19 protein-coding genes, 1 tRNA gene and 1 pseudogene are annotated in these 21,722 nt (G+C 51.3%); 15 read left to right on the top strand and 6 right to left on the bottom strand.

Annotated features, from left to right (window positions below):
* Positions 1 to 217 precede the first annotated feature (217 nt).
* The 3 genes from LKE88_RS04870 to pyk all read left to right on the top strand — a co-directional run bounded on the left by LKE88_RS04870 (position 218) and on the right by pyk (position 3,857).
* On the top strand, positions 218 to 1,009 hold the full coding sequence (locus LKE88_RS04870; RefSeq protein WP_105327172.1) for an electron transfer flavoprotein subunit beta/FixA family protein: 792 nt from the start codon (positions 218 to 220) through the stop codon (positions 1,007 to 1,009).
* Positions 1,010 to 1,021: 12 nt separating this feature from the next.
* Positions 1,022 to 2,044 carry an electron transfer flavoprotein subunit alpha/FixB family protein gene (locus LKE88_RS04865; RefSeq protein WP_105327173.1) on the top strand — a complete coding sequence of 341 codons (1,023 nt, stop codon included), beginning with the start codon at positions 1,022 to 1,024 and terminating at the stop codon, positions 2,042 to 2,044.
* 64 nt (positions 2,045 to 2,108) lie between these two features.
* Complete coding sequence (gene pyk, locus LKE88_RS04860) at positions 2,109 to 3,857, top strand: pyruvate kinase (protein WP_105327174.1); 1,749 nt, start codon at positions 2,109 to 2,111, stop codon at positions 3,855 to 3,857.
* 69 nt (positions 3,858 to 3,926) lie between these two features.
* Here the strand turns inward: pyk and LKE88_RS04855 are convergent, their stop codons facing one another.
* A complete protein-coding gene (locus tag LKE88_RS04855; protein WP_105327175.1) occupies positions 3,927 to 5,021 on the bottom strand; it encodes an acyltransferase in 1,095 nt (364 codons plus the stop codon).
* 177 nt (positions 5,022 to 5,198) lie between these two features.
* On the opposite strand from LKE88_RS04855, the gene LKE88_RS04850 reads away from it, so the two are divergent.
* The 3 genes and pseudogenes from LKE88_RS04850 (at position 5,199) to LKE88_RS04835 (ending at position 8,620) form a co-directional block, all read left to right on the top strand.
* Positions 5,199 to 5,693, top strand: coding sequence for a hypothetical protein (locus tag LKE88_RS04850; RefSeq protein WP_105327176.1), 495 nt, complete (start codon positions 5,199 to 5,201; stop codon positions 5,691 to 5,693).
* Between the two features lie 112 nt (positions 5,694 to 5,805).
* Positions 5,806 to 7,161 (top strand): Trk system potassium transporter TrkA, encoded by a 1,356-nt coding sequence (trkA, locus tag LKE88_RS04845; RefSeq protein ID WP_105327178.1) that lies wholly within the window; start codon positions 5,806 to 5,808, stop codon positions 7,159 to 7,161.
* A gap of 17 nt (positions 7,162 to 7,178) precedes the next feature.
* Positions 7,179 to 8,620 (top strand): annotated as a pseudogene (locus tag LKE88_RS04835) (TrkH family potassium uptake protein).
* A 76-nt stretch (positions 8,621 to 8,696) separates the two neighbouring features.
* On the opposite strand, the gene LKE88_RS04830 reads toward LKE88_RS04835, so the two are convergent.
* Both LKE88_RS04830 and LKE88_RS04825 read right to left on the bottom strand, forming a co-directional pair.
* Positions 8,697 to 8,978 carry a hypothetical protein gene (locus tag LKE88_RS04830; RefSeq protein ID WP_105327180.1) on the bottom strand — a complete coding sequence of 94 codons (282 nt, stop codon included), beginning with the start codon at positions 8,976 to 8,978 and terminating at the stop codon, positions 8,697 to 8,699.
* The gene (locus LKE88_RS04825) at positions 8,968 to 9,417 is read right to left on the bottom strand and encodes a VanZ family protein (protein ID WP_105327181.1); all 450 of its coding nucleotides are present in this window, start codon (positions 9,415 to 9,417) and stop codon (positions 8,968 to 8,970) included. Before LKE88_RS04825 ends, LKE88_RS04830 begins: the two co-directional genes overlap by 11 nt.
* A gap of 293 nt (positions 9,418 to 9,710) precedes the next feature.
* On the opposite strand from LKE88_RS04825, the gene LKE88_RS04820 reads away from it, so the two are divergent.
* The 4 genes from LKE88_RS04820 to LKE88_RS04805 all read left to right on the top strand — a co-directional run bounded on the left by LKE88_RS04820 (position 9,711) and on the right by LKE88_RS04805 (position 13,124).
* Entirely contained in the window at positions 9,711 to 10,733 is a 1,023-nt protein-coding gene (locus LKE88_RS04820; protein WP_231085906.1) for an N-acetylmuramoyl-L-alanine amidase family protein, read from the top strand.
* A 115-nt stretch (positions 10,734 to 10,848) separates the two neighbouring features.
* On the top strand, positions 10,849 to 11,574 hold the full coding sequence (locus LKE88_RS04815; protein WP_200820219.1) for a NifB/NifX family molybdenum-iron cluster-binding protein: 726 nt from the start codon (positions 10,849 to 10,851) through the stop codon (positions 11,572 to 11,574).
* 512 nt (positions 11,575 to 12,086) lie between these two features.
* Complete coding sequence (locus LKE88_RS04810; protein ID WP_105327182.1) at positions 12,087 to 12,911, top strand: MetQ/NlpA family ABC transporter substrate-binding protein; 825 nt, start codon at positions 12,087 to 12,089, stop codon at positions 12,909 to 12,911.
* Between the two features lie 127 nt (positions 12,912 to 13,038).
* Positions 13,039 to 13,124 (top strand) — tRNA-Leu (locus LKE88_RS04805).
* Between the two features lie 109 nt (positions 13,125 to 13,233).
* Here the strand turns inward: LKE88_RS04805 and LKE88_RS04800 are convergent.
* Positions 13,234 to 14,043 (bottom strand): histidine racemase CntK family protein, encoded by an 810-nt coding sequence (locus tag LKE88_RS04800; protein WP_105327183.1) that lies wholly within the window; start codon positions 14,041 to 14,043, stop codon positions 13,234 to 13,236.
* 201 nt (positions 14,044 to 14,244) lie between these two features.
* Here LKE88_RS04800 and LKE88_RS04795 point away from each other — a divergent pair, with 201 nt between their 5' ends.
* Entirely contained in the window at positions 14,245 to 15,354 is a 1,110-nt protein-coding gene (locus tag LKE88_RS04795) for a copper amine oxidase (RefSeq protein ID WP_105327184.1), read from the top strand.
* Positions 15,355 to 15,469: 115 nt separating this feature from the next.
* Positions 15,470 to 16,012 carry a rubrerythrin gene (rbr, locus tag LKE88_RS04790; protein ID WP_105327185.1) on the top strand — a complete coding sequence of 181 codons (543 nt, stop codon included), beginning with the start codon at positions 15,470 to 15,472 and terminating at the stop codon, positions 16,010 to 16,012.
* A 71-nt stretch (positions 16,013 to 16,083) separates the two neighbouring features.
* On the opposite strand, the gene bioB is transcribed toward rbr, so the two are convergent.
* The gene (gene bioB, locus LKE88_RS04785; RefSeq protein ID WP_105327186.1) at positions 16,084 to 17,052 is read right to left on the bottom strand and encodes a biotin synthase BioB; all 969 of its coding nucleotides are present in this window, start codon (positions 17,050 to 17,052) and stop codon (positions 16,084 to 16,086) included.
* Positions 17,053 to 17,179: 127 nt separating this feature from the next.
* Between bioB and LKE88_RS04780 the strand changes: the two genes are divergently transcribed.
* Positions 17,180 to 17,467, top strand: a complete 288-nt coding sequence (locus LKE88_RS04780) for a glutaredoxin (RefSeq protein WP_105327187.1) — start codon at positions 17,180 to 17,182, stop codon at positions 17,465 to 17,467.
* 64 nt (positions 17,468 to 17,531) lie between these two features.
* On the opposite strand, the gene nadE is transcribed toward LKE88_RS04780, so the two are convergent.
* The gene (gene nadE, locus LKE88_RS04775) at positions 17,532 to 19,442 is read right to left on the bottom strand and encodes an NAD(+) synthase (RefSeq protein WP_105327188.1); all 1,911 of its coding nucleotides are present in this window, start codon (positions 19,440 to 19,442) and stop codon (positions 17,532 to 17,534) included.
* A 92-nt stretch (positions 19,443 to 19,534) separates the two neighbouring features.
* Between nadE and ybaK the strand changes: the two genes are divergently transcribed.
* Together ybaK and thrC are read left to right on the top strand one after the other, a co-directional pair.
* Positions 19,535 to 20,008, top strand: coding sequence for a Cys-tRNA(Pro) deacylase (gene ybaK, locus LKE88_RS04770; RefSeq protein ID WP_105327189.1), 474 nt, complete (start codon positions 19,535 to 19,537; stop codon positions 20,006 to 20,008).
* Between the two features lie 107 nt (positions 20,009 to 20,115).
* Positions 20,116 to 21,618 carry a threonine synthase gene (gene thrC / locus LKE88_RS04765; protein WP_105327190.1) on the top strand — a complete coding sequence of 501 codons (1,503 nt, stop codon included), beginning with the start codon at positions 20,116 to 20,118 and terminating at the stop codon, positions 21,616 to 21,618.
* Positions 21,619 to 21,722 lie beyond the last annotated feature (104 nt).

Here is a 21,722-nt window from a genome sequence, read left to right as displayed (position 1 = left end):
ATATTTCTGTTACAGAAACCCCATGACCAGGAAAAAGAATGCCAAAATCCGGCGAAAAAGGAAGCTTCCAGGAGGAAATTTAACATTTGTGAAAAAGTGGGAAATAAGAAGAATCTTTTGCAAGGGATTAGCAATCTCTTGCAACAGGGGAAAACACGTGCTACAATGTGAAATGTGTGGTTTTGAACAATAAAGATTTTTAGGAGGTCGCTTTGTAATGAACATCGTTGTATGTGTAAAACAGGTGCCGGATACCGCAGAAATGAGAATTGACCCGGTTACCAACAACCTCGTTAGAGATGGTGTAACAAATATCATGAACCCGTATGACCAGTACGCTCTGGAAACGGCTTTGGAACTGAAAGATGAAATGGGTGCTAAGGTAACGGTTGTTACCATGGGACCTCCTCATGCAGAAGCTGTTTTGAAGGACTGCCTGGCAGTTGGCGCTGATGATGCCAAACTGATCAGTGACAGAGCTTTCGGCGGTGCAGATACCCTGGCCACCAGTGCTGCTATGGCTAACACCATTAAACATTTTGGCATTCCTGATCTGATCCTGTGCGGCCGTCAGGCTATCGATGGTGATACCGCTCAGGTTGGCCCTGAAATTGCAGAGCACTTAGACCTTCCGCAAGTTACCGGCGCTTTGAAAGTTAAGGTTGACGGCGATGAAGTAATCGTTGACAGAGATAACGAATACACTTCCCAAACCTTGGCTATGAAGATGCCTTGCGTAGTTACTGTAATGCGCAGCAAAGACCTGCGTTTTGCCAGCATCAAAGGCAAACTGAAAGCCAGAAAGACTGAAGTTCCCGTATATACCGCTGCTGATTTGCAGATTCCTCTGGACATTATTGGTAAACCCGGTTCCCCGACCCAGGTAATGAAGAGCTTTACTCCGAAAGTTACCCAGGTTCACGGCGAAATCTTCACCGATGAAGATCCTGCAGAAGCTGTAGATAAACTGGTTGCAAAACTGGTTGAAGACAAGATTATTACGAAATGAGGTTTGAAATAAATGGCTAACACGAAAGGTCTGAAGACCGGCAACGAAAAAGATTTATGGGTTTACGTTGAACATTATGATGGCAAACCCGTTCATGTAGTAAACGAACTGCTGGGTGAAGGCAGAACTTTGGCTGACAAATGCAACCAAAAACTGGCTGCTGTTTTGATCACCGATAAAGCAAATGACATTCCTCAACATCTGATTGCCCAAGGCGCTGACCTGGTATACGTAGTAGAAGATCCTTCCCTGAAGGAATATTCCACCGACCTGTACACCAACGCTTTCTGCGAACTGATTGCTGAATACCATCCTTCCGCTGTTCTGATCGGCGCTACCAACGACGGCCGTGACCTGGGTCCCCGCGTTGCTGCCCGTATGAACACTGGTCTGTGCGCTGACTGCACCATCCTGGATGTAGAAGAAAACGGCCTGGTTCATTGGACCCGTCCTGCTGCTGGTGGTAACATCATGGCTACCATCCTGTGCAAAGAACATACTCCGCAAATGGGTACCGTTCGTCCTAAGACCTTCAAGGCTCTGGCTCCCGATGCTTCCCGCAAAGGCGAAGTTATCAACTACACCCTGAAGAACCATGTAGAAGACCGCGTCAGAGTCATCAGAAAAGACCCTGTTGTGGTTGAAGGCGAAATGGCCATCGACGATGCAGAATACATTGCTTCCGGCGGCCGCGGCATGAAAGCCAAAGAAAACTTCGTTCTGCTGCAAGACCTGGCTCATGTACTGGGCGGCGCTGTAGGCGGTTCCCGTGCTGCAGTAGATGAAGGCTTCATTGAACATCCGCGTCAAGTAGGCCAATCCGGTAAAACCGTTACCCCGAAGATTTACTTCGCCTGCGGTATCTCCGGTTCCGTACAGCATAAAGCTGGTATGAGCAAATCCGATACCATCATTTGCATCAACAAGGATCCGGACGCTCCTATGTTCCAAATCTCTCGGTATGGTATCGTTGGCGATGCTTTGAAGATTCTGCCTCTGCTGACTGCAAAGATCAAAGCTTTCAAAGAATCCTAATTCCATATGGAAATCCAATAGTCCGGGCTGTTTCAGCCCGGGCTATTTTTAGAAGGGGATCAATATGAAAAAGACAAAAATTATCTGCACCCTGGGACCAGCTACGGACAAAAAGGACCTGCTGGTCAAAATGATTCGGGCAGGGATGGACCTGGCCCGTTTCAACTTTTCCCATGGCTCCCACAGTGAATGCGAAACCCGCCTGAATCTGTTAAAGGAAGCTGTGAAGGAAACGGGAAAGGTCATTGGCTATGTAGCCGATACCAAGGGGCCTGAAATGCGGCTGGGTCTTTTCAAGGGGGATAAGACCACGCTAGTGCCTGGCAGCCACTTTACGCTGACGGTGGACGAGGTAGAAGGAACGGCAGAAAAGGCCCATGTAAATTATGCCGGCCTGCCTTCGGAAGTCCGCAAAGGGGATAAAATCCTCTTGAATGATGGGAAACTGTCCCTGGAAGTCCAATCCACCACCGACAAGGAAATTGATACCATCGTCATCAACGGTGGGGAAATCTCCTCCCGGAAACGGGTGGCAGTGCCTGGGGCTTTCCTGAAGCTGCCCTTTATGTCCAAACAGGACGAAGACGACATTACCTTCGCTGCCCAGCAGGGCATGGACTATGTGGCGGCATCCTTTGTGCGCAATGCCCGGGACGTTATGGAAATCCGCCGTCTGCTGGAACGGATTGGCTCCTCCATGGGGATTATTGCCAAGATTGAAAACCAGGAAGGCGTGGACAACATCGATGAGATTCTCCAGGTGGCCGACGGTGTTATGGTGGCCCGGGGGGATCTGGGGGTAGAGATTCCCATGGAAGATGTGCCCATTGTCCAAAAACAGATTATTGCCAAGTGCAACCAGCTGGGGAAGCCGGTGGTTACAGCTACCCAGATGCTGGAAAGCATGATTACCAACTACCGGGCTACCAGGGCAGAAGCCAACGATGTGGCCAACTCCATCTTTGACGGTACCGACGCTATTATGCTCAGCGGGGAAACAGCCTCTGGGGCGTATCCTTTGGAAGCGGTGCAGACCATGGCCCGGATTGCTACCCGGACGGAGCAGGCTTTCGATTATGTGACCTTGTTCCAGCATAAGGGTATTGGCGCCCATGTACAGATGACGGATGCCATCAGCCATGCTACCGTGCAGATTGCTACGGAACTGGAAGCCAACGCCATTTTGTCCATTACCGAGTCCGGCTATACCGCCCGGCTGGTGGCCAAATACCGGCCCAAAGCAACGGTGGTAGCCGTGTCACCGGTTCCTGCCAGCCTGCGCCGGATGACCCTCTATTGGGGCGTTACGCCGCTGATGGGGGACAACAGAACCAGCACGGATTCCCTGATTGAAACCTCCATTGAACGGGCTCTGGATGCAGACCTGCTGCACAAAGGGGATTCTGTGGTGGTAACGGCCGGCATGAACGTGGGCAAGGTGGGCAGCACCAACCTGATCCAAGTAATCCACGTTGGCCATAAGCTGGTGCAGGGCCAAGGCATTGGCAAGCGTGCTGCTACAGGCACCATTTGCAAGGTCCGGACCAAGTCCGACCTGGAAAACTTCCGCCCGAGCATGATCCTGGCAGTGGCCGCCCTGGAAAACGAAATGGGTACCACGGCAGCCCAGGCTGGCGGCATTATTGCAGAAGAAGGCGGTTTTACTTCTCCTGCGGCCATTATCGGCATCAACTATGGTATCCCTGTTATTGTAGGGGCTTCCGGCGTCATGGATGCTGTGAAGACCGGTGACGTGGTAACCCTGGATGTAGCTACGGGTTCCGTGTATGCTGGGAAAATCAACGTAAAATAAACCTGGAACCTTTCAGGCTGCAGAAAACCCCATCCGATCGGGTCGGATGGGGTTTGTCTTTGAGAAAGCTCAGGCTGCCTTGGCCTTGGAGCTGCGCAGCCGGTGCCAAAGCACGGCGAACAGGTAAGAGATGAACAAGATAATTACATAGAATAGGGCAATGGAAACGTGTTCCAGGGAGCCAAACAGTTTGTTCGTTACCAGTTCCAGTTGGTCGATGAAGAAGGGGTGGACCAGATAAATCAGGAAGGAACGGTCGGACATTTTCCGCAGGGCGGTTTTACAGGGATACCAGCCCTGTTTCAGCAGCAGGCTGAAGAACAGGATACAGGCAAGGGTGAACACCAGGCCAGGCAGGCTTAGCTGCTGCAGGTAATTGACCGTATCTTCATAGGGCATGCCCCACAGGTTGGTCCAGCGGTAGAACAGCCAGGTATTAAAGCTGGCGCTGAGCCCAAAGAACAGGGCTATGGGCAGCTTATGCCGGGTCAGCAGTCTGTCAAAGGCGCCGTAGTGCCGGGCAATGACCCCGCCCAGCATGAATACGAACAGATAGAAAAACGGAAAGTAGTTCAGCCGGTATTGGCACAGGTTCAGCAGCACGGGATTGTCTGCAATCCAGTCCGGATAGGACCAGAACACAAAGCTGAATTGGTACAGGGCCACCTGTAAAACAAACAAAATAGCCATGCCCAGCTTCAGGCCCATTTTTTCCAGAACCCGCATCATCCCTCGCCACAGGGGGAACAGGATGTAGAACCAGAGCAGAATCACCAGGAAATAGATGTGGTAGACGCCGGTGCCAAAGAAAAGACAGAACAAAACATTCTCTGGCAGCAATAGGTTAGGATTTTGTGAAGTAAAACTGTAATAACAGATGTATAATAGAGAGGTAACCACATAGGGGAGGGCTATGCTTTTTAGCCTTTTCTGAAGGAAGCGGCCATAGGAAAAGGGTTCTTCCAGGGGATGGGTGTAAAATAGCCCGTAGCCCGAAATGAAAAAAAAGGTGGGCACGCTGTAGCGGCTCAGAATATTGGTGATCAGAACCAAAAACGGGGTGGCAGCTTCCGCACTGACGGCCATACTGCCTACGTGGATGGCAATGACCCCCAGCATACAGATGCCCCGCAGATTATCAAATATGGGATTGCGCTTTCTCACGAAAACCTCCAGGCTTACTCCCGGTGCCTGCAAACCAGGCAAAACCAGGAAATTTATGCTAACTTAATCATTATAAGTATCTCCGGAAAGAAGAACAAGAGGTTTTTCTGGTTTCTTACGGAGTATTTTCTTTTTCGCTGATTTTTCTCAGATTCTTGCAAGAAGGGAGACGGTTTTGTGGAAGTGAAACTATTGGTGCGGGGAGCCCTGCTGTTGGCAGTAGGGGCACTTTCCCAGCAGCTGCGGCTGGTACTGCCCCTGCCGGTGCCGGTCTTGACTTTGCTGATAGGGACGCTGGTCAATACGGTACTGTTTCTCAGCAGCCGGTATACCTCCTCCCAGCTTGCCTGGGTCACTGCGCTGGCGCTGCCGGTGATTGCTTTTTTTCAGGGGCATATTCAGCCCTTTTTGATTCCAGTGATTTTTTTGGGCAACGGGATTTATGTGGAGCTGACAGGGCGCAGAAAGAGTTTGCGCTGGACCCTGTTTTGGGCTCCGGCGGTGAAAAGCCTGGTCCTGGGCCTGTGTCTTAGCCTGGGCCAATTGTTGGTGCTCCAGCTGCCGCCTGCCATGCTACCGCCGGTCCTGGCTGCGTTTTTGCCCTTCCAATGGCTTACCGGTATGGCCGGGGTTCTTCTGGGCCAGCTGCTGGAAGGCCGGATTCATGACTAGCTAACATAGATTTATAAACTTTGTTACATTAATAGCCTAATATTCTCTAGCTTTTTTTATAGAGGTAGTGTATAGTTATTTTCATAACAAGAAAAGTAGGAGTTTAGCGAAAATGCAGATTATTGTTGTGGGGTGCGGAAAAGTTGGGCGAACCATCACCACCCAGCTGATTCAAGAGAATAATAATGTAACGGTAATCGATACCAATGCCAGCTTGATTCGTAATATTTCTACCAATTACGATGTCATGGGAATCGTGGGGAACGGTTCCAGCTTTACGGTGCTGAGCCAGGCGGATTTAGAACACGCGGATATGCTGATTGCCGTAACCGAAAGCGATGAAGTCAACCTGTTAACCTGCGTCATTGCCAAACTGAACAATACCCGATGCCATACCATTGCCCGGGTACGGAGTCCCCATTATTCGGCGGAGCGCCATTTCCTTCAGCGGGGGCTGAATCTGTCCATGACCATCAATCCGGAACTGGAAGCTGCTAAGGAAATTGCCCGGCTGCTGAATTTTCCCCAAGCTATTGAAATCTTTAGCTTTGCCAAGGATCGCATTGATATGCTGCGTTTTAGGGTCCCGCGCAATTCTCCCCTTTTGGGCAAATCCCTGAAGGCTTTGGCTCCTCTTACCACCAATCTATTGGTGTGCATTATCGAGCGGAACAATAAGATTATGGTCCCCCATGGGGATACGGTAATCCAGGCCGGGGATATTCTGACCATCATTGCCATGCCGGCGGACGCCCAGGAATTCTTCAAGAAAATCGGCGTGCGCACCAACAAGTGCAAGGACGTGATGATTGTAGGCGGCGGGGATATCACCTATTACCTGTCCAAAATCCTTCGGGACAACCGGATCAATGTGAAAATCATTGAAAAGGATATGGACCGCTGTGAAGAATTGGTGGAAGGCCTGCCGGGGGTTACCGTGGACTGCGGGGACGGCACCGAAGAAGAGTTGTTAAAAGAAGAACATATTGAGAATATGGACGGCTTTGTAGCCTGTACCGGTATGGACGAAGTCAATGCCATCCTTTCCATGTATGCCTTGAAGCAGATGGAAGGAAAAGTGGTAACCAAGGTGAATCACGTGGACTTCGGGGACGTTATCGAAGGCTTGCAGTTGGACAGCGTGGTAAACCCTAAAAAACTTACAGCCCAGCAGATTGTCCAATACGTCCGGGCCGCCGGCAACAGCATGGAATCCAACGTGGAAACCTTGTATCGGCTGATGAACGGGCGGGTAGAGGCCTTGGAATTTTTGATTGACAAGGAGTCCATGATTATTGGCCAAAAGCTGGTGGATATGAAAATCAAGGAAGGGGTCCTGATTGCCGGTATTGTACGCAACGGGCGTCTGATTATTCCTGGCGGCCAAGATGAATTCCATGTGGGGGATACAGTCATTGTAGTGACCGTCCACCTGGGCTTCCATGATATCTATAACATTTTGGCCTAGCAAAGGAGCATCTTATCATGAATTATCCTGTCATTGGACAGGTGCTGTCCTGGATCCTCGCCACCGAGGGGATGATTATGCTCCTGCCCTGCATTATTTCCCTGATCTACCATGAAGACCAGGGAATGGTCTATTTTGCACTTTCTCTCATTGCCATGGTTCTGGGCTATACGGCCAGACGCCGGAAGGTGGAAAACCGGACCATTTACCAACGAGAAGGTTTTGTGGCGGTAGGCCTTTCCTGGGTAATCCTTTCTTTATATGGGGCTTTGCCCTTTGTATTGACGGGAGAGATTCCCAGTTATCTGGATGCCCTGTTTGAGATTGTTTCCGGCTTTACCACTACCGGCTCTTCCATCCTGCCGGATGTGGAGGCCCTGTCCCATACTTCGCTTTTTTGGCGGAGCTTTTCCCACTGGATAGGGGCATGGGGGTGCTGGTCTTTATCCTGATGCTGGTGCCTTCCAGTACCGGCGGCACCCAAATGAATCTGATGAAGGCTGAAAGTCCCGGACCGGACGTTTCCAAGTTTGTACCCCGGGTGAGAAACACGGCCATCGTGCTATACCGAATCTACCTGGGCATGACCTTACTTATGATTTGCCTTCTGGCCCTTACGGGGATGAACTGGTTCCATAACCTGTGCATTACCTTTGGCACTGCCGGCACCGGCGGCTTTGGCATTGTCAACAGCAGCTGCGCCGACTATACGCCCCTTCAACAGTGGATTATTACCATTTTTATGATTGCTTTTGGGGTCAACTTCAGCTACTATTACCTGATGCTCATTCGGAAGGCCAAGGAAGCCTTCCGCCTGGAAGAAGTACGGGCCTATCTTTCCATTGTTGCAGCTGCGGGACTCCTGGTGACCTGGCAGATCCACAGCTATTTCTCTACGTTGGAAGAAGCCCTGCGGGCTGCCTTTTTTCAGGTGGCCAGCATTATGACCACTACGGGTTTTAGCACGGTGGATTTTGACCTGTGGCCCAGCTTTGCCAAATGCATCCTGGTGCTGCTGATGATTGTGGGAGCCTGCGCCGGTTCCACTGGCGGCGGTGTGAAGGTCAGCCGGATTGTGCTGATTTTCAAATCCATTCATTTGGAAATGGAACAGCTGATTCATCCTCACGGAATCCAGCGGATTCGGATGGATGGCAAAGTGGTGGACAGCAAAGTATTGAACTCCATTTATATTTTTCTGGTAACCTACTGTCTGATTTTTGGCATTTCCGTGCTGCTGGTCAGTCTGGATAATTTTGATTTTGAAACCAACTTTACGGCGGTGGCCGCCACCTTGAACAATATCGGCCCTGGGCTGGCCGGTGTGGGACCTACCCAGAACTTCAGCGCTTATGCGCCTTTTTCCAAATTGGTGTTGATTTTTGATATGCTGGCAGGCAGATTGGAGCTGCTTCCCATGCTGATCCTGTTCTACCCCAAAACTTGGAATCGCAACTAAAAAGGGTAAAAAAAGGGATCTTCCTCTGTCTGCTGACAAAGAAAGATCCTTTTTTATGTAGCTGGAAACGGGCTGCTTACCGGTCCCGGTTCAGCCAGGCATTGACCTGCTGGTTGTAATATTCGTTTTTCTTCTTTTCTACCCATTTGTCCCGTTCTTCGCAAATGGCCAGCATTTCATCGGCAATTTCTTCAGCACTGCTGGGCTGGACGTGAATCAGATACTGGGTGAGCCGGGTGATGGTGTTTTCCGTGCCCAGCTGGGCGGCCAGCAGCTGGCCGAATTCGGCGGGGTAGCCCATCTGCACCAGAACCTCTATCAGTTCGTCGGCAGCGGCTGCCGTAGTTTTAGTTGTCATGTGTTTTCCTCCTTGCAGCAGGGCCTTTGAGCCGCTGCAGCAGTTTGTAGAATAAAATGGCGGCAAGGACGCCCAGGCTGTCCAAAAGAACGTCGCTGACCTGGGCGCTGCGGCCTGGGGACAGAAGCTGAAGGGTTTCATCCAGGGCTGCGGCAAGAGCGCCGCAGAAAAAAGCCCAACGGGGGCCTCTGGGGGGCTGAAAGGTGCCGCCTGTAAGCCGCAGCAGCAGGCCCAAAAGGGCAAATTCGGTCAGGTGGGCCAACTTCCGGATGGCGTAGATGTTCAAATAGGCCAGTCCGGGGAGAAAACTCCCCAGGGACAAGGTCCAGTGGAGAACCGTTTCGCTTTCTGAGGCTGAGGCGGAAGCGTTCATCAGGGAATGGCCCCAGATAAAGGCCAGCATACCCAGGGTCAAACTGCGAAGCAGCCATTTGTACATGGAGGGACCTGCCTTTCTGGAGAAATTTTCACTCAGGCAGCCCAAGGCTGCGCCTGAACTATTGTACCATATCCCCAGAAAGCTGTAAAAAGCAGAAATAGCCTGCCTGCGGGGATAATTTGACAAGTTCACCAAATTGCTAAAATACAAACGTTTTCTTTGTATCAATTTTGGAAAACAGGAGGGAAGGCGAACTGTCGCGGTTTGACAGGGAGCTGGAAAATATGGTAGTGTAGAAATTAATAGTAAATGCGAATGATTCGCATAAAGATACAAGCTGGAGGAGGATACCCTTGCTGCGAAGAATCTTATCGATTTGGGGAATCTGTCTGCTGCTGCTTCTGGGAATGGGCAGGGTACAGGCGGCACCCCGTATTCAAGCGATTACGTATGGCGTAGTTCCCCAGGAGAGACTGCGCATTGTATTAGATACCGGCCGTCCTTTGGACTACGATGTGGACCTGGACGATGAGGAGATTACCATTTCTGTGGAGGGTCAGCTTGCCGGAGCCAGGCCGGATACCTATTACCCCAAAAATACCCCCTACATCCGGCGGGTACGGGTGGAAAGTGAGAGCCGTCGGACCCTTTTGCACGTCATTATGAAGCGGGAGCCGGACAAAAAGAGTGTCCATGGGTTTTACCTAAAGGCCAATGCGGAAGCAGGCCGGCCGGGGCGAATGGTCTTTGATATTGTGGCAGGACCTGGAGAAAAGGCGGTCAACGGGTACCGAACCCGGGGCGGCATTAAGGGAAAAATCATTACCTTGGATCCTGGCCACGGCGGAACGGACCCGGGAACCCATGGCTTGGATACGGGCCTTACGGAAAAACAGGTCACCCTGCCGGTGGGACTCAAGGTCAAGGAGTTGCTGGAGGACAAAGGGGCCATTGTCCATATGACCCGCACACGGGACGTAGATGTGTACGGTCCCAATGCTACGGACCGACAGGAATTGCAGGCTCGGGTGGACGTGGGAGAAAAATACCATTCTGACCTGTTTGTGAGCATCCACTGCAATGCCAGTACCAACCGGAGCGTGCAGGGCTTTTCCAGCTATTATTATCCCAAGACCTGGTATGACCAGAAAATTGCCAGCTGCATCCAGCGCGAATTTATGAAGCTGGGGCACCACGAAAACCTGGGGGTGCGGCAGGCTGGTTTCTACGTGATGAAACATAGCTCCATGCCGGCCACCCTTGTGGAAATGCTGTTCATGACCAATCGCCGGGAGGAGCGGGAACTGAATTCCCGGAGCTTCCGGGATAAACTGGCCAAAGCTATTGCCAACGGTATCGAAAAATATTTCTCCTAAGGGTGCTTGTAATTTGAATTGTTTCGACTTTTTGCCCAAAATGTGCTACCATTTGAAGTAACGGACGTGCTGTGTACACGGCAGAGGTTTTCTTTTGAGAAAGAAGGCAGAAAATATGAAAATTGCAATTCCTTTTGCAGAAGGACAAATTTTTCAGCATTTTGGCAAAAGCACCCAATTTAAACTGGTAACGGTGGAAGAGGGGAAGATTACGGATCAGCGGCTTTTGGACGCTGAGGGTCATGGCCACGGGGCCCTGGCTGCTTTTCTGAAGGAGCAGGGCGTGGATACGGTAATCTGCGGCGGCATGGGAGAAGGTGCCAGAACGGGCCTGACCCAACTGGGCATTCAGATTTACGCAGGGGCCCAAGGCGATGTGGCAGCGGCCGTGCAGCAGCTGTTGGAAGGCAAGCTCACCGACGTTCCAGGGGGCTGCGGCCATCATCACGGTCATGAAGAAGGTCATGGCTGCGGCCATAAGCATGACCATGGAGAAGACGGTCACGGCTGCGGTCACCATGAACATCAGGGGCATGAGGAAAAGGACCTGCGGGCGGCAGCCAAGGCCGAGCTGAAGGAAAAGCAGCACCAGGAGAAAAAGGCGGATAAGCACGCCGAAAAACACGCAGAGAAGCACGAAGAAAAGCACAAGGATAAACACGAAGCTAAGCATGTCGATAAGCACGAAGGTAAACACGAAGACAAACATGCCGATAAGCATGAAGATAAACACGCTGATAAACACGCCGAAAAACACGCAGAAAAGCATGAAGAAAAGCATGAAGACAAACACAAGGATAAGCACGGCGCAAAAGAAAAGAAAGCTGCCAAAGAAAACTAAGCGGCAGTTGGAAGAAATGGGGCTGTGAAATAATGAAACTTCTATCGTCGCCTGCGGCGACACTTTCTACACGCTTGCAGGAAGCAATCTATGCCGCTACTAGTCAAGTAATAGATTTGGGTAGTGCAGGTATTTACGAACTATGTTGCTTTGCTATACTCGTTTAGTACATGACTCGTAGGGGTCTAAGACCGGCCCATCCAAGCGTGGAGGGGCTGTCAGTCCGCAGGACTGACTGAGGAAGTTTAGTGGGATAAGGTTATAAAGAACAAGAAAAACGGCTTGCGAACTCTTTTGAACTCGCAAGTCGTTTTTCTTTTGGGGGTAGGTATTATTGCACAGCCCCGGTTTTGTTTTTCTATAGCTCCAAAACTGAAAAAAACGGTACAGTCTAATAGGGGAGATACAGACTTTGTGAATTTTTCTTGACAGGGTGGAAAAAGACAAGTATGATAGGCGGTACAGCAATACATACTATACAGATATGAATTAACAGATGGGAGAGATGCTTCATGAAGAAAAACAAATTGGCAGCCGTGCTGGCAGGCGTTTTGGCACTGGCTCTATTAGCCGCAGGCTGCGGCGGCAGTGATTCCAAAGCTGGCGGGACAAGCAGCAAGCCCATCAAAATTGGTGCTACGGCAGGGCCTCATGCGGACGTGGTCCATGCAGTGGCTGAGGAAGCCAAAAAACAGGGCATGAATGTGGAAGTGGTGGAATTCTCCGATTACATTACGCCGGATAAGGCCTTGGCGGAAGGCGATCTGGACCTGAACAGTTACCAGCACGCACCGTTCTTGAACAACTTCAATACCCAAAACAATACCAAACTGGTGCCCATTGGCAACACTATCCTGATGCGCATGGGTATCTACAGTGACAAGATTCATGACCTGAAGGCTGTGCCCGACGGCGCTGTAGTGGCCATTCCCAATGATCCCACCAATGGCGGCCGGGGACTGGTGCTCCTGGAAAAGGCTGGCCTGATTAAATTGAAGGCTGGGGTGGGCTTTAAGGCCACGGTCAACGATGTGGTGGAAAACCCCAAACATTTGCAGTTTAGAGAGCTGGAGGCTGCGCAGCTGCCCAGAAGCCTGGCAGATGTGGATCTGGCCGTGATTACCATGAACTATGTAATGAGTTCCGGTATGGACGTGAAGAAGCAGGGCCTGTTCTGGGAAGCGGACGATGAACCGTTAGCCGTTATGGTGCTGGCTGCCCGGGAAAAGGATAAGGACAAGCCGGAATATAAGAAGATTGCGGAAATCTTCCATTCTGCGGCAGTGAAAAAATTCATTGAAGACAAATTCAAGGGAACCATTGTTCCTGCCAAATAAGCTAGGGGCTGCAGCGTGGCTGCGGCCCTTTCTTTCTCCGGAAAACTTTCTAAAAGTAAAAAAAGTTCGTTGACAAAGGGATTGCTGCATGATAGAATAATCACTGTTGTGATACCTATCACGCTTTGCCGAAGTGGCGGAATTGGCAGACGCACTTGACTCAAAATCAAGCGCCCTCAAAGCGTGCCGGTTCGAGTCCGGCCTTCGGCACCAATCAAAAAGTAAGACTGTGAAATTTTCACAGTCTTTTTTTGTGCGCCAAAAAGCTTTTGGACAAAAGAAACCCGCTGGAAAGCCCAGCGGGTACGCAGTTCACTTTGCTTTATTTCAGCTCTGCAGTTTTTTCTTCCCCAAATTCCACCAGACCACCCAGGTGTAGGGAAACCACCTTGCCGTCCTGGATATCGGCACCGGCGGTTAATTTGCCTCCGGGCATGGACAGCTCTACTTCCAGGGAACGGCCTTGGCGCAGGGCCAGGGCTGCTGCCACGGAAGCCGCACCGGAACCGCAGCTGTTCTCCCAGTACAGGGTGCCGGTTTTGCACACATAGACTGCGGGAATTACCTCCAGACTGCCTGGATCTACCAGCATCAGCCCATAGGCCTCGGGTTCCGGCCACCGGGAAACTTCCCGCTGAAGGGATTGGAACAATTGTTCTTTGTCCACATAATCCAGGTTGGGGGTGAAATAAATGTAATGGTCGATGCCCGGCAGGGAAATCAGCTGGCACTCCACACTCTCCCGTTCATAGGAAAGGGGAATGGTGCCGGTTTTCAGAGGGGGCTGGAGTTTGATGACCGTTTCGTAGGTGCGGTCCTTGACCTTTTTGGCACGGGCTGGCAGGGCTTCCGAGCAGCCAGAGCAGCTGACCATAAAATCGCCCTGGTCCTTATTTTGCAGCAGCAGGGCATAGGCTGCCGAGGAACGGGAAGCGTTCCCGCAGAATTCGCCGCCCATCATGGTTACGGTAGTGTGGTTCCCGGCAACGGCAAAACAGCCAACCTGTTCCGCCGTTGGTTCCATTTCCAAAAGAAAACGATTGACCACCTTCCGCTGCTCAGGAGGGATGGAATCAAGGACAAAAAGTGTGATGTTGCCGCTGGGGTTAGCAGTGACGTAATGGATTTGCATATTCAAGGACCGCCTTTCTATGGAAACAAAGCATAATAAGCTTTTGATTTATGCCTTTATTATACAGACCTAATGGGAAATAAACAATATCAAAATTTCGATTTTTGCATGATTTCTGAAAATAAATCTGTGTATCCGATTTGTGCTACAATAAGGAACGTGCAAAACGTAAAAATAAGAACAACCCAATGGAGGGATAGTGTGAAAAAGAAAGTCAAATGGTTTGGTTTTTTGTGTATGGGGCTGGCGTCCCTGCTGCCCTGGCATATAGGGGCTGCAGCCGATGCTCCCAACTGGCAGGGGGGTGTTCCTGAATACCAGGAAGTTCAGGGTAAAATTACCCAGGATGGCCCCAAGCTGGTCTTTTCTGATAGCCCAGAAATGGTCAAGGAATGCGGCATCATGTACCGGGATACGGTGCAGGGTCCGGTGCGCCTGTTTTTTCATCATGTGAATGATATGAAAACCGATAAACGGCTGGCAGTGGTGCTGCGCCGGGTGTCCCTGCGGCCCAGTTCGGTGTTGGTGGGGAAAAATGGCGTTTCCCGGCCCAATACGGACTGGCTGGAAGCGGGCAAGGAAGCCCAGGAACGCTACTATGGATCAGTCCCCAGCCGGAAGCCCTTTGCAGTTTTAGGGGTCAAGGATCTTTTGGGCAGCGGCAAAGGCCTGGTAGTAAAGCCCCAGCAGTTGGTTACGGGAATTGTGGACCTGGAAACAGACCAGCCCGTAGAAGTGTCTGTGCTCATGATGCCCATGAATGCGGACCTGAAAATTTCTACGGATCTGTTTTCCATTCTGCCTCCTGACGAAGGCGGCCATGTGCTGCGGGGGACCTTCAATACCTCCAACTGCCATGTAACCCTGGAGGAACCCTTTGATGCGGATAAGAACACCATCTGGGGCCTGGAACTGGCGGATAATGCCAAGAATCCCTACGTTACCGGGGTGGACGCCACCACCGGCCAAAAGGTCATCAATTACGGCAACTATGGGGTAATGTACGACGTGAATTTCCGGACCAAGGGCAAGCGCAATACCATTCTCCGGTTCAATCCCTACGGAGGACCCTATGCCGGGGAAGGGGTGCTGGACGTACAGGATAAGGCCGCCAAATACATCCGCCTGCCGGAAGACGCTACTTCCTTTGGTTGGAGCGGAGACGGGGAAAACATGGTGGTGGGCACCATTCCTGCGGACCGTCGGGCTACCTTCCATTTTTCGCCTCCGGGCTCCTCCAATCTGCCCATTCGGCTGTTTTGGCAGGGTGAGGAGAAAAACGATTTTAGAAATAGATTTAATGGAAAATAATTATCAAAAATACTTGCTTTTTTATTAAAAATGGCCTATAATAAACCTGTAATCGAGATGGATGCATGAAACGTTTTTATCCGCTCGAAATGCTAGAATATAGGGGGAATTGACAATGCCAGAATTAAAAGGTACTCAAACTGAAAAGAATTTACAAACTGCTTTTGCAGGTGAATCTCAAGCGTATAACAAGTATGGTTATTATGCTTCCGTAGCTAAAAAAGAAGGCTATGAAAGAGTAGCAGCCAACTTCCTGGAAACCTCCAACAACGAAAAAGAACACGCTAAGATTTGGTTCAAGGCTCTCCATGGCGGCTCCATTCCTGATACCGTTGCCAACCTGAAAGATGCGGCTGCCGGTGAACATTACGAATGGACCGATATGTACAAAGGCTTCGCTGAAACCGCTGAAAAAGAAGGCTTCACCGAATTGGCTTATAAATTCAGAGCTGTAGGCGCTATCGAAAAACATCATGAAGAAAGATACCAAGCTCTGCTGAAAAAGGTAGAAGATGGGACCATGTTCGAACGCAATGAAAAGACCGTTTGGATCTGCTCCAATTGCGGCCACATTGTTGAAGCTGAAAAAGCTCCTGAAATCTGCCCGGTTTGCGCTCATCCCAGATCCTACTTCATGGTCAACTGCGAATGCTTCTAAGCTGACACAAAAAAAGGTGCCTCAAAAGTTACTTTTGAGACACCTTTTTTTAAAACTGTTTCAGGCTGTACTTATCGGTTGGTGAGCCCCAGTTCCGCCAGCATTTCCATGTCTTCTGCAATGGTGGTGCCGGAGGTGGTGAGCATATTGCCGGTAATGGAAGCAGAAGCCCCGGTGAGCAGCGCAGACTTGCCGTTGTCCGGCAGCAGTTTACGGCCCGCAGCCAGACGGATATTGGCCGTAGGGTTGATGAAGCGGAAAATGGCAATGGTGCGCAGGATATCTTCCGGCGGCAAGGAAGGACGACCTTCCATACCGGTGCCGGGGATGGGCATCAGGGCGTTGATGGGAATGGATTCAATTCCCAGGCCTTGCAGCTCAAAGGCCATATCCAGCCGGTCCTGCCAGGTTTCACCCATGCCGATGATGCCGCCGGAGCATACGCACAGGCCTTCTGCCTGGGCGGCCTTGATGGTCCGGATCCGGTCATCGTAGGTGTGGGACGTGCAGATCTGGGGGAAGTAGCGCCGGGAGGTCTCGATGTTGTGGTGGTAGCTGGTAACCCCGGTTTGTACCAGCCGGTGGAATTGTTCCTGGCTGAGTATGCCGTGGGAGGCGCACAGGTCGATGGTCAGGGTTTTGTGCATTTCCTGGTAGGTGTCCAGGGCTTTCTCAAAATCCTTACCGGTCAGGGCCCGGCCGGAAGTTACCAGGGAAAAACGGTTGGCGCCGGCATCTTGGTCGGCCTTGGCCACTTTCATAATTTCTTCTTTGGGCAAAAAGCCGTATTCTTCACAGTCCGTATGATGGCAGGCGGCCTGGGCGCAGTATTTGCAGTTTTCGCCGCAGCGGCCGCTGCGGGCGTTGATGATAGTGCAGAAATCCACATGGTTGCCGCAGAAATGCTTTTGCAGGCGTCCAGCTTCCCGCTGCAGGTCTTCCAGGGGCAGGGTCAGCATTTCCTGTACAATGGCATCGTCCTTTTGCAGGCGGTACCCAGCCATAATCCGATCGGCAACAGCCGTTAGTGTTTCTTTCATGAAATTAGTCATCCCTTCTCCAATGGTCTATGAGTCATTATAGGGGACGGGAAAAGAACGGTCAACGCATATTACAAACAGGTTAACATAAAACTTTTTATTTCACTAGGAAAAGGAGTGTATCAAAATGGACAAAAAAGAATTGCTGTTCATCTATCTGGAAGGCTGTCCCTATTGCCAAAAGGCTTCCCATGCCTTGGAAGGCATTTTTGCAGAGCATCCGGAGTACAAGAAAATTCCCCTGGTCCGGGTCAGTGAGACCAAGGAACCGGAAAAACTCCAGGGCCGGAACTATTATTACTGCCCCACTTTCTTCTACGGGGACGAAAAGGTCTACGAGGCTGCGCCCGGAGATTCCGAGGAGAAAATGGACAAAATCCTCCGGGACTTCTACCAGAAGGCAATGCAAGGCTGAAACACTTATACAAAAAGCGGCTCCAGGCAATGGCTTGGAACCGCTTTTTCTTTGTGCGTAAAAATCAGCTATTGGCACCGGACAGGGCCTTGGCTTTCATTTCCTGATACTTCCGGGAGTAGAAAGGCTTCATTTGGGCTTCCCGGTGGTCGTAGCCGTAGGCCCGCTTGGAAATGGTCAGGATGGGAGGGGCCTGAATCCGTTTGGCTACTGCCAGGCCGCAGAAGTTTTTCCACCACCGCTCCAGGTCTGCAATAAAGGCTTGGGGAGTGGGGAACAGTTCCTTGACCAGCCCTGGGGCGCAGCCCAGGTGTTCTTCCAGGGTGCCTTCCAGGTACCAGCCCAGCAGGTCTTCTGGAGAAGTCTTGTACCAGTCCTCAATAAAGGAACGGAATAGGAAGTCGTGGTAGGGGTAGACCAGGGGGTCGCCGCCGTTTCCCACGGTTTGGGCTTCGGACAGTTCGGCACTGGGCTTAATGGTGAAAATCTGCTCTGGAATCACTTCTTTGTGGAAAACTTCTTCGTTCAGGTAGTGGCCCAGGGCGTAGACCTGGTGCTTCCACAAATCTCCCAAAAGGGCCAGGACGCCGGCAATGTCGCCGTAGAAGGTGGCGTAGCCCACGGTCATTTCCGCCTTGTTGGAGTTGCAGGAGAAGCCGCCCCCAAAGGAAGCTGCTAGTCCGGCAATTACCCGGGCACCCCGGTCCCGGGCCTGAATGTTTTCCGTAGCAAAGGGGGTAATGGTCAACTTGGAATCTTCTCCCGTAGCGTAGTTGTGGATGGGGGTCTGGCCCAGCTGCTCAATGGTCTTGTCCACTACTTCCTGGATAGGAATGATTACGTAACGGGTACCCAGGGCCTGGGCCATTTGCTGGGCCAGGTTTTTGGTAACAGAGGAATTATAGCGGCTGGGAATGTTGGCCAACAGCACATTATCCGCTCCCAGAATGTCCACATAGAAGGCGGCCGTTACCGCAGAGTCAATGCCGCCGGAGACGCCAATGGTCATTTTTTGGATACCAATCTGTTTAAGAAATTGGGACGCCCCGTAGTGCAGCGCCGTATAAATTTCCTTGGCATCGGAAAATTCCGGTTCCGGTGCTTTGGTCAGTTCCAGCTGCTCAGTTGCAGGATCAAACCGGGCCGTAAGCAGGGTTTCCTGGAAGGCCGGTGCATCGGAGCGGCTTTGGCCATCTGCACTGTAGAAGGTGCTGCAGCCGTCAAAGGTAAAGATGTTTTTGCCGTTGTTTTGGACCCCTACGCTGTTGCAGTAGACCAGGGGAATGCCGCATTCCTTGGCTTGGGCGGCAAAAATCCGGTGCCGCTTGACATTTTTGTGGAAGGTGTAGGGGGAGCAGGAAATATTGCAGAGAAGCTGGGCTCCATTTTCTTTAAGCAGCTGGGGAATATTATAGTAGTAGTTTTCCGTCCAGCCGTCTTCGCAGAGCATAATGCCCAGCTTGACTTTCTGGCCCCGGATGGTTACCGGTACGGGCTGGAGCAGCTCCTTGAGAGACGGGGTGCCGGGCAATTCCAGCTGCAGTTTGGTGGTGCTGTGGAAATACCGACCGTCGTCAAATTCCCGGTAATTGGGCAGGGCAGTTTTGCTGATAAAGGGGTAGGGCAGACCGCCGTGGAGCAGTTTGCCGTTTTGGGCCACAAAGGCCGCGTTGTATTTGCGGATTCGGCCGTCTTCGTTGATTTTTTCAGGGTCCAGGGCAATATTGCCAAAAACGATGCAAAGGTCCTTGCTGGCGGCAATCAGTTCCTTGCCCCAGGCCTCACAGTCCCTGAGAAAAGCGTTCTGTTCCCAAAGGTCTCCCAAAAGGTAGCCGGGGATGGTCAATTCGGGAAACAGGACAATGTCCGCCTGCTGGGCTCTGGCTTTTTCCAAATAGGCCAGGGCCTTTTTTGTATTGGCTTCCGGATTGCCAGGTTCTACCTGGATCTGGGCACAAGCAATCGTGATCTTCATTTGTGTATCACTCCGTTACTTGATATAATATAAGCTTACAGATGGGCTTATCAAACCTGTATGCTTACTATTATAACAAAAGGAGCGGGGATATGAAAGTCAAGAAGACCAATGCGGCTCGTATTCTGGACGAAGCCCATATCAACTATGAACTGAAAAGCTATCCGGTAGATCCGGACCATTTGGACGCCGTCCATGTGGCAGAATCTGTAGGAATGCCCCCAGAACAGGTGTTTAAGACCCTGTGCTGCCGGGGAGATAAAACGGGCGTCCTGTTTGCCGTAATTCGGGGCAACGGAGAGCTGGACCTGAAGGCACTGGCTAAGGCCAGCGGCAACAAGAAAACCGAATTGGTGCATCTGAAGGAAGTGCTGGGCCTTACCGGCTATATCCGGGGCGGGGTAAGCCCCATCGGCGCCAAGAAGCATTATCCGGTATACCTGGACGACACGGCCAAAAACTGGGAGATTATTGCGGTCAGTGCCGGGCACCGGGGACTGCAGCTGCTGTTAAAACCCGACGATTTATTGGCGGCAGTGGAAGGCAGCTACTTTACCAATCAATAAGAAAAGAAGAAGAAACGGCTGAAATAGAGCGAAAATTGCCGAGGTAGTTGCGTACAAGGGGCGCTTATGCTATGATACAATTGCGTAAAGCAGAAAGTAGGGGGACTATGTTATACATTAGTACAAGAGGGAAAACAGATATGGTAAGTTCAGCCCACGCCATTTCCAATGGCTTGGCAACTGATGGAGGGTTATTTGTACCCAAAGAGTTTCCTGCAATCAGCCTGGCTGAAATTGATGCTATGCGGGGTACGCCCTACAGTGACCGGGCACTTACGGTACTGGCAAGGTTCTTGACAGATTATAGTGAAGAAGAACTAAAAACCTGTGTGGAAACTGCCTACAGCAAAGAACGCTTTGGGGATTTTCCTGCACCGCTCCACATGCTGAAGAAAGACCTGGATGTACTGGAATTGTGGCATGGACCTACTTGTGCGTTTAAGGATATGGCCCTGCAAATTCTGCCCCTGTTCCTGACCAAGGCTGTGGTAAAGACCGGGGAAGAGAAAAAACTGGTGATTCTGGTGGCTACCTCCGGGGATACGGGCAAGGCGGCCATGGCAGGCTTTGCCGATGTGCCGGAAACGGAAGTCATCGTGTTCTATCCCCAGGAAGGGGTTAGTGACATCCAGAAATTGCAGATGGTTACCCAAAAGGGCGACAACGTTCACGCCGTTGCGGTGGAAGGCAATTTCGACGATGCCCAGACCGGCGTAAAGAAACTCTTTGGCGATAAGAAACTGGCTGAAGAACTGGATGAACACGCCTGCGCCTTCTCCTCTGCCAACTCCATCAACTGGGGCCGGCTGGTTCCCCAGATTGTATACTATTTCAGCGCTTATGCGGAAGCCGTCAACGGCGGCCGGATTGAAAACGGCGAACCCATCAACTTCTCCGTTCCTACCGGGAACTTTGGGGATATTTTGGCCGGGTTCTACGCCAAGCTCATGGGCCTGCCGGTGAACAAATTCATCTGCGCTTCCAACAGTAATAATGTGCTGACGGACTTTATCAATACGGGCGTCTACAACCGGAAACGTCCTTTCCATAAGACCATTTCTCCGTCCATGGATATCCTGGTTTCCAGCAACCTGGAACGGCTCCTGTTTGAGGAGACCGGTCATAATGCAGCCAAGGTGGCCGGCTGGATGCAGGAACTGGCGGACAAGGGAGAATACAGCATTGACAGTGAGCTGCAAAGCCGGATTCTCAAGGACTTTTTCGGTACCTGGGTGGACGAGGTGGAAACCCGGGAAACCATCGGGGATGTGTACAACAATTACGGGTATGTAATGGATCCCCATTCCGCAGTAGCCTACAAGGCACTGGAAAAATACCGGCTGATGACCAATGACCCCACGTACTCCATTGTGGTTTCTACGGCCAGCCCCTTCAAATTCAATGATGTGGTGCTGCAGTCCTTGAACCCTGATAAGTACGAACAAGCGGACCTGAATCCCTTTGAGGCCATGAAGACCCTGGCCGAGCTTACCAAGCTGACCATTCCGGCCAGCATGAGCGAACTGCCCTATTTGCAGGTGCGGCAGAGCCAGGTGATTGCCAAGGATCAGCTGGAAGCGGAAGTGAAAAAGACCCTGGGCCTGGAATAAGGCCTGGAAAGCATGGGGCCCGGCCCCGAACTTGTATATCGAGAGCTTTCTGTTCCCTGGGGACAGAAAGCTCTTCTTACGTGCAAAAAAGGCTTTTCCAGGGT

It is taken from the genome of Acidaminococcus hominis, from assembly GCF_022484025.1.
In the GTDB taxonomy this organism is placed as follows: Bacteria; Bacillota; Negativicutes; order Acidaminococcales; family Acidaminococcaceae; genus Acidaminococcus; species Acidaminococcus hominis.
Note: the sequence above shows the minus strand (reverse complement) of the source record. Positions and strands in the feature narration are given on the sequence as shown.

What these genes read in the sequence shown, in the direction of transcription:
- LKE88_RS04870 (WP_105327172.1), top strand. Translation starts at nt 218, where the DNA reads ATGAACATCGTTGTATGTGTAAAACAGGTGCCGGATACCGCAGAAATG.
- LKE88_RS04865 (WP_105327173.1), top strand. Translation starts at nt 1,022, where the DNA reads ATGGCTAACACGAAAGGTCTGAAGACCGGCAACGAAAAAGATTTATGG.
- pyk (WP_105327174.1), top strand. Translation starts at nt 2,109, where the DNA reads ATGAAAAAGACAAAAATTATCTGCACCCTGGGACCAGCTACGGACAAA.
- trkA (WP_105327178.1), top strand. Translation starts at nt 5,806, where the DNA reads ATGCAGATTATTGTTGTGGGGTGCGGAAAAGTTGGGCGAACCATCACC.
- LKE88_RS04830 (WP_105327180.1), bottom strand. Translation starts at nt 8,978, where the DNA reads ATGACAACTAAAACTACGGCAGCCGCTGCCGACGAACTGATAGAGGTT.
- LKE88_RS04825 (WP_105327181.1), bottom strand. Translation starts at nt 9,417, where the DNA reads ATGTACAAATGGCTGCTTCGCAGTTTGACCCTGGGTATGCTGGCCTTT.
- LKE88_RS04815 (WP_200820219.1), top strand. Translation starts at nt 10,849, where the DNA reads ATGAAAATTGCAATTCCTTTTGCAGAAGGACAAATTTTTCAGCATTTT.
- LKE88_RS04810 (WP_105327182.1), top strand. Translation starts at nt 12,087, where the DNA reads ATGAAGAAAAACAAATTGGCAGCCGTGCTGGCAGGCGTTTTGGCACTG.
- LKE88_RS04800 (WP_105327183.1), bottom strand. Translation starts at nt 14,043, where the DNA reads ATGCAAATCCATTACGTCACTGCTAACCCCAGCGGCAACATCACACTT.
- rbr (WP_105327185.1), top strand. Translation starts at nt 15,470, where the DNA reads ATGCCAGAATTAAAAGGTACTCAAACTGAAAAGAATTTACAAACTGCT.
- bioB (WP_105327186.1), bottom strand. Translation starts at nt 17,052, where the DNA reads ATGAAAGAAACACTAACGGCTGTTGCCGATCGGATTATGGCTGGGTAC.
- LKE88_RS04780 (WP_105327187.1), top strand. Translation starts at nt 17,180, where the DNA reads ATGGACAAAAAAGAATTGCTGTTCATCTATCTGGAAGGCTGTCCCTAT.
- nadE (WP_105327188.1), bottom strand. Translation starts at nt 19,442, where the DNA reads ATGAAGATCACGATTGCTTGTGCCCAGATCCAGGTAGAACCTGGCAAT.
- ybaK (WP_105327189.1), top strand. Translation starts at nt 19,535, where the DNA reads ATGAAAGTCAAGAAGACCAATGCGGCTCGTATTCTGGACGAAGCCCAT.
- thrC (WP_105327190.1), top strand. Translation starts at nt 20,116, where the DNA reads ATGTTATACATTAGTACAAGAGGGAAAACAGATATGGTAAGTTCAGCC.